This window comes from Intrasporangium sp. (assembly GCF_030452765.1).
Classification (GTDB): domain Bacteria; phylum Actinomycetota; class Actinomycetes; order Actinomycetales; family Dermatophilaceae; genus Intrasporangium_A.
In genome coordinates this window covers 1-12,434 of the sequence record NZ_JAKDLO010000139.1, presented here as the reverse complement: position 1 = coordinate 12,434, position 12,434 = coordinate 1, and the positions used below count along the sequence as shown (strand labels likewise).

Sequence of the window (12,434 nt, the reverse complement as noted above, 5' to 3'; positions counted from 1 at the left end):
CGTTTCACGTGAAACGGTCGCGCCCGGGCCGGGCCAGCCGAGGCGGCGGTCCGCCTCGCTCACCGGGTCGGCACCGGGCCAACCCAGGTTGCTCGAGACCGTCACTGAGACTGCACCTCCTGGAAGTCGATTCGGTGGGGGCTCCCTGTCGCACCGGCACCGGGTCAGCAGACGGCACGTCCGTCACCGGGTCGTGGCCTGCCCCGACCGGACACCTTACCGCCGCCCGCCCCACGGGGACGGTCCCGGCGGCGCCGGGCGGACCCGGCACTCGTGCCCCCCTTGGACCGCAGGCGGCGCAGGTCAGGCGGTGCCTGGAGAATGAGTCGCAGCACCGTGCTCGCCAGCTCGCCCTGCCGGACTCCGAAGTCGATCAACTCACTGCGAGCGACCCCGAGCCGGCGCAGTTCCGCCTCGGCCTCGACCAGCTCCGCAGGGCCGCTGCTGCCCTTGAGCGCCAGCACCTGCCCGGGGACCTCGAGCAGCGGCAGCGTCCACTCGGCAAGCCTGACGATGCCGGTGACCGCTCGTGCGGTCACCCACGGGGCGGTGAGCTTCCCCCAGAGAGTCTCCGCCCGAGCCGTGTGAATCGTGACGTTGGGCAGTCCGAGGTCGGCCACCGCGACCGTGAGCCATGCCGTTCTTCGGGCGAGCGGTTCAACGAGATGGACGTCGAGGTCAGGGCGCGCGATGGCGAGGACCAGTCCGGGCAGCCCTGCGCCAGACCCGACGTCGATGACACGTTGGCCCGGCCCGGCCTCCGGGATGAGGTCCGCCACGACGGCGCAGTTGAGGACGTGCCGATCCCACAGCCGAGGTCTCTCGCGGGGCCCGATCAGACCGTGGTCGATACCGGTCGTCGCAAGGAGCGCGACATACCGTTCGGCGAGGCCGAGCCGGGAGCCGAACACGGCCGCCGCGTCACGGGAAACGGCCGCCTCCTCAGCCCGGGAGAATGACGACGTAGCGATTCGGCTCGACGCCCTCGGACTCGGAGACGAGGCCGGCGGCCGCCACCTCGTCATGGACCACCTTCCGCTCGAATGCCGACATCGGCTCCAGCTCACGCTGGCTTCCGGTCTGCCGGACGACCGAGATCGCCTCCCGGGCCAGCTCGACGAGGGCGGCCCTTCGAGCGGCGCGGTGACCGGCGATGTCGAGCATGAGACGGCTGCGTTCACCGGTCTCGGCCTGGACGGCGAGCCGAGTCAGCTCTTGCAGCGCCTCCAGCACCTTGGCGTCGGTGCCGACGAGCCGCCGCGGCACCCGCCCCTCGTCCGAGTCGACTATGGCGACGACGGCGCGATCTCCTTCCACGTCGACGTCGAGGTCGCCGTCGAGGTCGGCGATGTCGAGGAGTGTCTCGAGGAAGTCCGCGGCCACCTCACCCTCTCGTTCGAGATGCTCGATTCTGGCCGCCCGGCGAGAGCCCGCCGGCCGGCCGGTCTCGTCTGCGTCCGGTGGTTCCGGCGAACCGGGCTCCGCGGCAGCGGGCCCGTCCTGAAGTTCGTCGGGCACGTCCCTCGACTCATCGGGCTGGTCGGTTTGCTCGGTGTCGGCCTCGGGCGACGGTCGAGCCACCGTCGCGGTCAAGGTGCCGAGGTCGTGCTCGACCACCGGCGTGTCGTCGTCCCGTTCCTGCGGGTTGTCGCTCATTCGTACTCCTTGTTCCGCTCGTCCCGCCGCGCCGCCGGCCGCCGGGGTGCCGCACCCCGGCGTGTGGCCGCGGACCTGTTCGTGGATCCTGGGGGCCGGGCCGCTAGGAGCGGCCCTTCTTCTTGCTGCGCTTCTTGCTCACCGGTTGTTGCCGCTGTCTCGGCTTGGGCTCCTCGACCGCCACGGACGCGGCCGTGTCGCTCTCGCCCTCGAGCCCTGGCACCGTCACATGCTTGGTCGCGCGGCCTTTGCGCTTGTCGCGGGCCTCCATGGCCTTGTACGCGGCCGAGCCTGGGGCCGGCATGTTGCGGATCACGTAGAACTGCTGGCCCATCGACCAGACGTTGGTCGTGAGCCAGTAGATCAGCACACCGATCGGGAAGTTCACGCCGGAGATCGCGAAGAAGAGCGGCATGAGGTAGATGAGGATCTTCTGCTGTTTCGCGAACGGGTTGTCGAGCGCCGCAGCAGGCATGTTCTTGCGCATCAGCTGGTGCTGCGTGGTGAACGTCGTCACGGACATCAGCACGATGAGCACACCGGTGAGGATCTTGACGTTGAGCGACTGGGTGCCGAGGAAGTGGTCCGAGAGGCTCGCGCCAAAGATCCGCGACGACTCGATCTGGGCGGCGACCTGCTGGGTGATGGGGCCGATCGCGTCCATCTTCCCCTCGGACTGGGCCTTGAGGTTGTTCAGCAGCTGGAACAGCGCGAAGAAGAACGGGCTCTGGATCAGGATCGGCAGGCAGCTGCTGAACGGGTTGGTCCCCGTGCGCTTGTAGAGCGCCATGATCTCCTGCTGCTGCGCCTTCTGCGACTCCGGGTCGCGCTTGCCCTTGTACTTCTTCTGGATCTTCTGCATCTCGGGTTGGATGAGCTGCATCCTGCGCGAGGAGTGGATCTGCTTGACGAAGAGCGGGAAGAGCAGGATCCGCACGACGACGGTCAGGCCGACGATCGACAGGGCCCAGGCCCAGCCGGTCGGCAGGCCGATGACGTCGAAGAGCCAGTGCCAGGCGTACATCACCCAGGCTTCCCCGAGCTTGATCGGGTAGAGCAGGGTGTTGAAGAAGTCGATCAACGTGATCCCTCTGTGACGGCGGTGAGAGGCTCACCAGGTGTGGTCGGTCTGACCGGGTCGGGTCTGCCGGGTGTCCTGTCGTGGTCGTTCACCTGGATCACCCGCTCGTTCGGATCTGGTGCAGTTCCTCTGAGTGGCGCTCCTCCCACGTCCGCGGAACGTGGTCGATGCCCCCCGGGTTCCACGGGTTGCAGCGGCCGAGGCGGCACAGCGTGAGCCAGCCACCGCGGACCGGGCCGAAGCGCGTGAGCGCGGTGACGGCATACGCAGAGCAGGAGGGATAGAAGCGGCACGTCGCCGGGCGCAGCGGCGAGAGGACCAGCTGGTAGAGACGCACGAGCAGGACGAGCGGCGCGGACAGGACGCGGTTCATCGGGTCCCGGCCTTCTCGAGCACCCGTGTGAGCTGGCGCCCGAGCGCGGTGTCGAGCTGCTGGTAGGTCGCGGCGGAGGCTTCGGGGTTCGCGCGCACGACGACGTCATACCCTGCAGGTATGCCGCTCAGCCGGCTGGCGGCGCTGGCCCGCAGTCGCCGTTTGGTGCGGTTGCGTACGACGGCGTGGCCGACCGCTCTGGACACGACGAAGCCGACGCGCGGCGCGAGGCCGGCCCGCGCATCGGTGACTGTGACATGCACGACGAGAAGCCGTCCGCCCGCTCTGCTGGCACCGGGGCCGCGTACTGCCGACGTGAAGTCCGCACTGCGACGCAGGCGGTGACGTGCCGGCAGCACGTCGTGCCTCAGGCCGACAGCTCGGTGCGGCCCTTGCGACGACGGTTGGCGAGGATGGCACGACCGGCTCTGGTCCGCATCCGCAGGCGGAAACCGTGCGTCTTGGCCCGGCGACGGGTGTTCGGCTGGAAGGTGCGCTTGCTCACGTGATGCTCCGTGTGGCTGGCGGGACACCGGGTGCAGGACGCACAAGTGACCCGTTGGACATGGCTTGGGGCCATCGGCGACCGCAATCGGCAAGCCCATGGATGCGTCTGAGGTGAGTCTGCGCGACTGGGAACAGGACCGCGCGCCACGGGCATGCGAAAGAGGTCGCCGAGAGGCGTGCTCCACGATACGGGAGTCGCCGAATCAGGGTCAAACCTTCCCCCTCCCCCGGTATGACGACAGTGGCGGGCACCTGCACCTTCTCGGAGCCGCAGCGCGGCCTGCTGCGCCGCTCAGCCATGCAGCGTACCGGCGAGTCTCCCGAGTCCCACGAACCGCCTTGGAAGGCAAGGCAACACGCCGACGAGCAGCAGAACTTTGGCCCGCTGCAGTTGTCAGGGATCGCTGGAGGCGTTAGGTTTCGTCCTCACGGTCCCCTGCCCGTTTGCACTATGCACAAATGTGGATAACTGTGTGGACAACGTGGGACCGCGCCGGCCAGGGGCACCCGCGAGGGCCCTGCCGACAGGGGAAAGAGCAAGTCAGGGACGGTGACAGTGACGGTGACATCCGACGACGTCGACTACGAGCGGGTCTGGCAACTGACCCTGACGACTCTCGACGACGTCGGCCTGCCTCACCAGGACCGTGCTTTCGTCCGGCTCTGTCGCCTCGTAGGGGTGCTCGACCAGACCGCGCTCGTCCGGGCTCCGAACAGCTTCACCAAGGACTTCCTCGAGAACCGCGTCCGCGACCACGTCGCCACCGCCTTGGCGGAGCATCTCGGACAGCCGGTGCAGCTCGCCGTCACGGTCGACGAGTCCCTCGAACAGGACCTCGGCCTGCTGGTCGACGAGCCGATGCCCGGCCCGGACACGACGACCGACACCTTCGGTCGGCGGGACGGCTCGCACCTGCACCTCGTCGAGAGCAGCGACCGGCTGCGCGACCTGGACGAGAGCGCGCCCGACCTGAACGGTGCCGACCTCGACGAACCGGCGGCACCCAACGGCGACAGCGACGGGCTTCGACCCCGGCCCGACCCGAGCGCTCCCGCCGATACCCGACTCAACCCGAAGTACACGTTCGACACCTTCGTCATCGGCTCGAGCAACCGGTTCGCGCACGCGGCGGCCGTCGCCGTCGCCGAGGCCCCCGCCAAGGCGTACAACCCGCTCTTCATCTACGGCGAGTCCGGGCTGGGCAAGACCCACCTGCTGCACGCGATCGGTCACTACGCCCGCACGATGTTCTCGGCGGTCAAGGTGCGCTACGTGAACTCCGAGGAGTTCACCAACGACTTCATCAACAGCATCCGCGACGACAAGGCCAGTGCCTTCCAGGCCCGGCACCGCAGCGTCGACGTCCTGCTCATCGACGACATCCAGTTCCTCCAGGGCAAGCTGCAGACGCAGGAGGAGTTCTTCCACACCTTCAACACCCTGCACAACGCCAACAAGCAGATCGTCATCACCAGCGACCTGCCGCCGCGAGAGCTGTCCGGCTTCGAGGACCGGATGCGCACCCGGTTCGAGTCGGGCCTGCTCACCGACGTTCAGCCTCCCGACCTCGAGACACGTATCGCGATCCTGCGCAAGAAGGCGATCCAGGAGCGGATGACCGTGCCCGACGAGGTGCTCGAGTACATCGCCAGCAACTTCTCGACGAACATCCGAGAGCTCGAGGGAGCCCTGATCCGGGTCACCGCGTTCGGCAACCTCAACCGGCACACGATCGACCGGGCCATGGCCGAGCTGGTGCTGCGGGACGTGCTGCCCAACGATGCCCCGAACCAGGTGACCGCCGCGACCATCATGGCCGTGACGTCGCAGTACTACACCGTCACGATGGACGACCTGTGTGGCTCGTCCCGCTCGCGTCAGCTCGTCACGGCCCGGCAGATCGCGATGTACCTGTGCCGCGAGATGACCGACCTGTCGCTGCCGAAGATCGGGCAGCTTTTCGGCGGTCGCGACCACACGACGGTCATGCACGCCGACCGCAAGATCCGCGAGCTCATGGGTGAGCGGCGCGCCATCTACAACCAGGTCACCGAGCTGACCAACCGGATCCGCCAGCAGTCGCAGTGAGCCTCCGGTGAGGCGCGGGCTCCCCACGCTGTCCACAGCCGGGTCCGGGTCCTGACGGACACGACTGCGCAGTTCCCCGCCTGCGCGTCCGACAATTGTCCACACCCTGTGGAAAAGTCTGTGGATGCGGCCTTCCCCTCCGACGCACCGTCGCCCCGGACGGGGCAACCCGTCGACCAGGCGTTGCCCACAACCCCTGTGGACAACTGTGGACAACTGCGCCATGCACGGAGACAACCCACCTTCGGAGATCACCCAGCCTGTGGACGAAACTCCGCTGTCCACACCCGGGCGTCGTCGGCCGGGAGATATCCACAGTCTCACCCACCCACCGACACGCGCCGTGACGTGCGCAGTCACCAGTCGTCCACACGATCCACAGCACCGATGACGATGACGAGACCCTAGATGAGAGGGCAAGCCCCGACAACGAGGGTGGAAACCGACCAGACACGACGGCTCGGTCCTCGCATTCTCGATCGGGTGGTGCTAGCGACGCGCAGGCGACTAGTGTCTGAGCCCCAACGGTCCTACGTGAGAAGTGAGGACGATGTGAAGTTCCGGGTTGACCGTGATGTCTTGGCCGACGCCGTCACCTGGGTGGCGCGGGGCCTGCCCGCGCGGCCGCCCGTGCCCGTGCTCGCGGGCGTCCTCGTCGAGGCGGACGAAGCAGGCTCCTTGACCCTCTCGGCCTTCGACTACGAGGTGTCCGCCAAGGTCACCGTCCCGGCCGACGTCTCCGGGTCCGGTGCGGTGCTCGTCCTCGGCCGTCTGCTCGCCGACATCTCCCGCAACCTGCCGGCCAAGCCGGTCGACGTGGCGACCGACGGCAGCAAGGTCACCGTCGTCTGCGGCTCGTCCCGCTTCAGCCTGCGCGAGATGCCCGTCGCCGACTACCCGACTCTCCCGTCGGCACCGGCCGTGAGCGGCAGCGTGGCCGGTGACGTGTTCACCCAGGCCGTGGCGCAGGTCGCGGTCGCGGCCGACCGGGGCGACACCCTGCCGATCCTGACCGGCGTGCGGATGGAGATCGACGGCGACCAGATGACCCTGCTCGCCACCGATCGCTACCGTCTCGCGATGCGCGAGCTGAGCTGGGCCCCCGCCAGCCCGGACACCAGCCACGTCGCCCTCATCCCGGCCCGCCAGCTCGCCGAGACGGCCAAGGCCCTCGGTGCCGCGGGCTCCGTCGAGCTCGAGCTCGGTGCCGAGGGCGATGGCCTCATCGGGTTCGAGGCGGGCCAGCGCCGTACGACGAGCCGGCTGCTCGACGGGGAGTACCCCAAGGTCGCCTCGATCTTTCCCGGGAGCGTCGACAGCGAGGCCGTCATCGACACCGCCGCCCTCGAGGAGGCCGTCCGGCGGGTCGCCCTCGTCGCGGAGCGCAACACACCGGTCCTGCTCGGGTTCACCGACGGGCAGGTCACCATCGAGGCCGGCACCGGCGACGACGCGCAGGCCTCCGAGGCGGTCGAGGCGAGCCTGACCGGCCCCGAGATCCAGATCGCGTTCAACCCGCAGTTCCTCCTCGACGGCCTGCACGCCGTGGGCACCCCGTTCAGCCGGCTCTCCTTCACCCAGCCGAGCCGCCCGGCGGTCCTGACCGGCCAGGCCGAGGCCGAGGGCCGGGGCGACCAGAGCTACCGCTACGTGCTCATGCCGGTCCGCTTCGCCAGCTGAGTGACAGCCCGGCTCCCCCAGCCCGGGTGTATGCCGCTCACCAGGGGTAGCCTCGAAGGCACCCTCCCAGCCCGGCCGGATCCACACCTCGGCCCGGGCCTCCCCGTCAGGAAGGCAGGCGAATGCAGCTCGGACTGATCGGTCTCGGAAAGATGGGCGGCAACATGCGCGAGCGGTTGCGCCGCGCGGGCCACGAGGTGCTCGGCTACGACCGCAACCCAGAGGTGGCCGATGTCGCGAGTCTGTCCGAGCTCGTCGAAGCTCTCGAGGCACCCCGCACCGTCTGGGTCATGGTGCCGGCCGGTGAGCCCACCCGCTCCACCGTCGAGCAGCTGAGCGGCCTGCTCGCGGCCGGTGACCTGGTCATCGACGGCGGCAACTCCCGGTTCACCGACGACTTCCGCAACGCCGAGGTGCTCGGCGAGAAGCAGATCGGCTACCTCGACTGTGGGGTCTCCGGCGGCATCTGGGGCCTGGCGAACGGCTACGGCCTCATGGTCGGCGGCGACGAACGCTGGGTCGAGCACGCGATGCCGGTCTTCGACGCGTTGCGTCCGGAGGGCCCGCGTGACGAAGGCTTCGTGCACGCCGGTGACGTCGGTGCCGGCCACTACACGAAGATGGTCCACAACGGCATCGAGTACGGACTCATGCAGGCCTACGCCGAGGGCTACGAGCTGCTCGTGCGCAAAGACATCGTCACGGACGTGCCCGGCGCCTTCAAGGCATGGAGTCGCGGCACCGTCGTCCGGTCCTGGCTGCTCGACCTGATGACCGACGCACTGGCCAAGAACCCCACCCTGGACGGCGTGTCCGACTACACCGTCGACTCCGGCGAGGGCAAGTGGACCGTCGAGGAGGCCGTCACGCTCGAGGTGCCGATGCCGGTGATCTCCGCGGCGCTGTTCGCCCGGTACGCGTCGCGTCAGGAGATCTCCCCGACGATGCAGGCCGTCGCCGCGCTCCGCGGCGAGTTCGGCGGACACGAGGTCATGACCATCGCGGAGGGCGACGCCCTGCGGCGCGGCGAGGGCGCCACGTCCGCGGCCCAGTATGTCGCGGCCAAGGGCATCGGCGAGAAGGCCGATGCCGAGCGGCCGCGCGCGGTCCGTCCCGCGGCTGTGAGTTCCTCGCCGGCCGGCTCGGGTGCGACGCCGCAGCCGGACTAGCCAGGTCGTGTACGTCCGTCACCTGACGCTGGGCGACTTCCGCAGCTATCCGAGCGCCGAGCTCGCCCTCAGGCCAGGCGTCACGATCCTCGTCGGACGCAACGGGCAGGGCAAGACCAACCTCGTCGAGGCGATCGGATACCTCGCGAGCCTCCGCTCACACCGGGTCGCGACCGACGCGCCACTCGTCCGGTTCGGTGCGAGCCAGGCGGTCGTGCGCGGCGCGATCGTGCGGGACGGCCGCGAGACGATGGTCGAGCTGGAGATCACCCCCGGGCGCGCCAACCGGGCCCGCCTCGGACGGGCTCCCGTGCCGCGCCCCCGGGACGTGCTCGGGATGTTGCGCACCGTGCTGTTCGCCCCCGAGGACCTCGCCCTGGTCAAGGGCGACCCGGGCGAGCGGCGCCGCTTCCTCGACGAGCTGCTCGTCCAGCGCCAGCCCCGGTGGGACGGGGTCCGCTCTGACTACGACAAGATCGTGCGCCAGCGGGCCGCGCTGCTCAAGAACGCCGCCGCGCTCCTGCGCACTCGTCCCGGGAGGCGAGCCGAGCGGCATACCCCACGGTCAGGCGAGCAGACCACGGAGACCGCCCGCGACTCCGCGCTGCACACTCTAGACGTGTGGGACGCGCACCTGGCGACCGTCGGGGCCCAGCTGCTCTACGCGCGGCTGCGGCTGCTGCGCGACCTCGTGCCCGACCTCGCCGAGTGCTATGACGCGGTCTCCGAAAGTGCTGCGAACGTGCGGGCGACCTACAAGAGCTCGCTGCACGAGGAGGCTGCCAAGCGGATCGCCGCGGCCGAGGTGCCCGAGGTCGACGAGCTGCGCGCGGCGATGCTCGAGAGCCTGGAACGGGTGCGCGACCTGGAGGCCGAGCGAGGCGTGTGTCTCGTCGGGCCGCACCGCGACGACGTCGTCCTGACGCTCGGTGACCTGCCGGCCAAGGGGTATGCCAGCCACGGGGAGTCGTGGAGCCTCGCGCTGGGGCTCAAGCTCGCGGCCTACCGGCTGCTGCGGCGCGATCTCGCCGACGATCCGGTGCTCATCCTCGACGACGTCTTCGCCGAGCTCGACACCGGTCGGCGGGCCCGGCTCGCCGAGCTCGTCGTCGACTGCGAGCAGGTGATCGTCACCGCCGCCGTCGGCGCCGACGTGCCCGACGGGTTCCGGCAGCGGGGCGCGACGTTCGAGGTCGAGCTCGGCTGCCTCTCCCCGACGCCCGGTACACCGACCCGCCCGGTCGGCGACGACCGGTTCGACGAGCCGGTGCGCGCCGATGAGTGACACCCCGGACGACCTGCGGCCGCGAGACGAGGACCCGGACCCGGTGCCCGAAAAGACACAGGTCGAGGATGCCGCGGCCGCGGCCCTCGCCCACGCCCGGGCCGGCGCCCGCGAGAAGGGCCTGCGCCCCGGGATGAAGCCGGGTACGCGCCTGCGCCCGATCGGGCAGGGCGCCACGTTGTCCGGCCCGAGCCGGGACGGCCGGGACCCGACTCTGCTCGGCGACCAGCTCGACCGGCTCATCACCGATCGGGGGTGGCAGGTCGACGTGGCGGTCGGCACTGTCCTGGGCCGCTGGGCCGACATCGTGGGCGCGGACATCGCTCAGCACGTCGAGCCGGTGTCGTTCACCGACGGCGTCCTCACGGTGCGGGCCGACTCGACCGCGTGGGCGACGCAGATGCGGCTGCTGACCTCGCACGTGCTCGCCCGCGTCGACGCAGAGATCGGTGCCGGCGCCGTGACCGAGCTCAAGGTCCTCGGCCCGGGCGGGCCGTCGTGGCGCCGGGGCCCGCGCCGGTCCCCCGACTCGCGGGGACCGCGCGACACCTACGGATGAGTACCCACGCGAATGTCGGCGGTTCGGACCACACTGGACCCATGACGTGCCCATCGATCATCCCGCCCTATCTCCTCGCGCAGCTGGCCCAGAGCGACAACGACCTCCTCGCCGATCGGGCCCGCCGGTCGCTGAGGCACGACCGGGCGCTGCGCACCGGCGGCCGGTTCCTGCCGCCCTTCGGCTCCGGCCCCGCGGGCACGCGCCCGGCGGGCCCGCCGACCCGGGCGCCCGAGCCACCCGCGAGTCCCGGCCTCGACCGCACCATCAGCGACGCGCAGCACCAGACCACGACCCCCGGTGTCACGATCCGCACCGAGGGCCAGCCGGCGGTCGCCGACCCCGCGGTCAACGAGGCCTACGACGCGCTCGGCTACACGTGGCACCTCTACGACGAGGTCTACGACCGCAACTCGATCGACGGCAAGGGCATGCCCCTGCTCGCCACCGTCCACTACAGCCAGAGCTACGACAACGCGTTCTGGGACGGCACCCAGATGGTCTTCGGCGACGGTGACGGCATCGTCTTCGAGCGGTTCACCAAGAGCGTCGACGTCATCGGGCACGAGCTGACCCACGGCGTCACGGCCCACACGGCGGGACTGCTCTACCGAGGCCAGTCCGGTGCCCTCAACGAGTCGGTCTCCGACGTCTTCGGCAGCCTCGTCAAGCAGCACCACCTCGGCCAGACCGCCGAGCAGGCCGACTGGCTCATCGGTGCCGAGCTGCTCGCCCCCGGCGTGCACGGTCGCGCCCTGCGCGACATGCACCACCCCGGCACCGCCTACGACGACCCGCGCCTCGGCAAGGATCCGCAGCCGGCCGACATGGACCACTACGTCGACACGACCTCGGACAACGGCGGGGTCCACATCAACTCCGGCATCCCCAACCGGGCGTTCTGCCTGGCCTGCCTCGAGGTCGGCGGCCACGCGTGGGAGACGATCGGGCCGGTCTGGTACGGCGTCCTCACCGGGGCCGACATCGAGGCGGACTGCGACTTCTCGACGTTCGCGCAGCTGACCGTCGATGCGGCGGCGAGCACCTACGGTGACGGGTCCGCCGAGCACACGGCGGTGCGCGGCGGGTGGGCCACGGTCGGGGTTCTCGAACAGGACGGCGGTACCACGTCCTCCGCTCGTCGGGCGGCACCCGCACCCGGGGGCCCTGATCGCGAGATGGCGCGCCCCGACACCGAGGTGGTGCTGCGCCGCACGGGCGGCTTCGCCGGGATCACCCGCGAGCGCCCCTTCTCGCTGGGCGACCTGCCCGCGCACGACACGAGGAACTGGCAGCAGCTGCTTGCGGTGCCCACCCTCGATGAGATCGCCGCCGAGGAGGGCGGCCACCCCGACATGTTCTGCTACTCCGTCACCTGCCGGCAGGCGGGCGTGGAGGTCACCGTCAACGAGCCGCAGCTGCCCGAGGCGATCCAGGCGCTGTTCGAGCGCACGCTGCAGGGGTGACGTGCCACCCACGCACGTCGCGCTGCTGCGCGGTATCAATGTCGGCGGTGCCGGCAAGCTGCCCATGACGCAGCTTCGCGCGGTGGTCGAGGGTCTCGGCCACCGCGAGGTCGCCACCTACATCCAGAGCGGCAACGTCGTCTTCACCGCCGGGTCCCGGGCTGCTCCCCTCGCCCTGGCCCGTGCGCTCGAGGATGCCCTGGAGTCCGCGGCCGGATTCCGCCCGGCAACCGTCGTGCTGACCAGGGCCGAGCTGGCCGCCGTGCGCGACCGCAACCCGTTCCCCGAGGTGAACGAGGCGAAGCAGTTGCACGCCGGCTTCTTCCCTCACCCGCTCGACTCGACGTATACCGCTCACGCCCGCGCCGCCGAGCAGCTCGCCCACGAACAGGGCAGTGACGACCAAGTCGTCATGGACGGGGCCGTCGTCTACCTGCACACCCCCGACGGGCTGGGGCGAAGCAGGCTTGCCGAGCTGCTCGGCCGGGTCAAGGACGAGCGTGGGGCGAAGGCGCGGGGCACCTTCCGCAACTGGGCGACCGTGACCCGCTTGCTCACCATGCTCGAGC

12 protein-coding genes and 1 pseudogene are annotated in these 12,434 nt (G+C 70.1%); 7 read left to right on the top strand and 6 right to left on the bottom strand.

The genetic code is table 11. The features are described from left to right. Positions 1-164: 164 nt before the first annotated feature. From rsmG to rpmH, 6 genes are all read right to left on the bottom strand, one after another. Positions 165-911 carry a 16S rRNA (guanine(527)-N(7))-methyltransferase RsmG gene (gene rsmG, locus L0H79_RS15965; protein WP_367652480.1) on the bottom strand — a complete coding sequence of 249 codons (747 nt, stop codon included), beginning with the start codon at positions 909-911 and terminating at the stop codon, positions 165-167. Positions 912-942: 31 nt separating this feature from the next. Continuing rightward, on the bottom strand, positions 943-1,656 hold the full coding sequence (locus L0H79_RS15960; protein ID WP_301485622.1) for a R3H domain-containing nucleic acid-binding protein: 714 nt from the start codon (positions 1,654-1,656) through the stop codon (positions 943-945). Positions 1,657-1,759: 103 nt separating this feature from the next. Further along, on the bottom strand, positions 1,760-2,737 hold the full coding sequence (gene yidC / locus L0H79_RS15955; RefSeq protein WP_301485621.1) for a membrane protein insertase YidC: 978 nt from the start codon (positions 2,735-2,737) through the stop codon (positions 1,760-1,762). Positions 2,738-2,834: 97 nt separating this feature from the next. Next, positions 2,835-3,110, bottom strand: coding sequence for a membrane protein insertion efficiency factor YidD (gene yidD, locus L0H79_RS15950; protein ID WP_301485620.1), 276 nt, complete (start codon positions 3,108-3,110; stop codon positions 2,835-2,837). Next, positions 3,107-3,469 carry a ribonuclease P protein component gene (gene rnpA / locus L0H79_RS15945; RefSeq protein WP_301485619.1) on the bottom strand — a complete coding sequence of 121 codons (363 nt, stop codon included), beginning with the start codon at positions 3,467-3,469 and terminating at the stop codon, positions 3,107-3,109. The genes yidD and rnpA overlap by 4 nt, the downstream gene beginning before the upstream one ends. An 8-nt stretch (positions 3,470-3,477) precedes the next feature. Beyond that, positions 3,478-3,615, bottom strand: coding sequence for a 50S ribosomal protein L34 (gene rpmH, locus L0H79_RS15940; protein ID WP_171784913.1), 138 nt, complete (start codon positions 3,613-3,615; stop codon positions 3,478-3,480). Positions 3,616-4,179: 564 nt separating this feature from the next. Between rpmH and dnaA the strand changes: the two genes are divergently transcribed. The 7 genes and pseudogenes from dnaA to L0H79_RS15905 all read left to right on the top strand — a co-directional run. Next, a complete protein-coding gene (gene dnaA / locus L0H79_RS15935; RefSeq protein ID WP_301485623.1) occupies positions 4,180-5,706 on the top strand; it encodes a chromosomal replication initiator protein DnaA in 1,527 nt (508 codons plus the stop codon). A 552-nt stretch (positions 5,707-6,258) separates the two neighbouring features. Next, on the top strand, positions 6,259-7,386 hold the full coding sequence (dnaN, locus tag L0H79_RS15930; RefSeq protein WP_301485618.1) for a DNA polymerase III subunit beta: 1,128 nt from the start codon (positions 6,259-6,261) through the stop codon (positions 7,384-7,386). A gap of 116 nt (positions 7,387-7,502) precedes the next feature. Then, positions 7,503-8,369: pseudogene (gnd, locus tag L0H79_RS15925) on the top strand (phosphogluconate dehydrogenase (NAD(+)-dependent, decarboxylating)); the annotation flags it as partial. A 193-nt stretch (positions 8,370-8,562) separates the two neighbouring features. After that, positions 8,563-9,840, top strand: coding sequence for a DNA replication/repair protein RecF (recF, locus tag L0H79_RS15920; protein WP_301485617.1), 1,278 nt, complete (start codon positions 8,563-8,565; stop codon positions 9,838-9,840). Next, entirely contained in the window at positions 9,833-10,399 is a 567-nt protein-coding gene (locus L0H79_RS15915; protein WP_301485616.1) for a DUF721 domain-containing protein, read from the top strand. The genes recF and L0H79_RS15915 overlap by 8 nt, the downstream gene beginning before the upstream one ends. Positions 10,400-10,440: 41 nt before the next feature. Then, the gene (locus L0H79_RS15910) at positions 10,441-11,865 is read left to right on the top strand and encodes a protealysin inhibitor emfourin (protein WP_301485615.1); all 1,425 of its coding nucleotides are present in this window, start codon (positions 10,441-10,443) and stop codon (positions 11,863-11,865) included. Between the two features lies 1 nt (position 11,866). Then, positions 11,867-12,434 (top strand): DUF1697 domain-containing protein (locus tag L0H79_RS15905; RefSeq protein WP_301485614.1); only part of this gene is annotated, 568 nt, incomplete at its 3' end.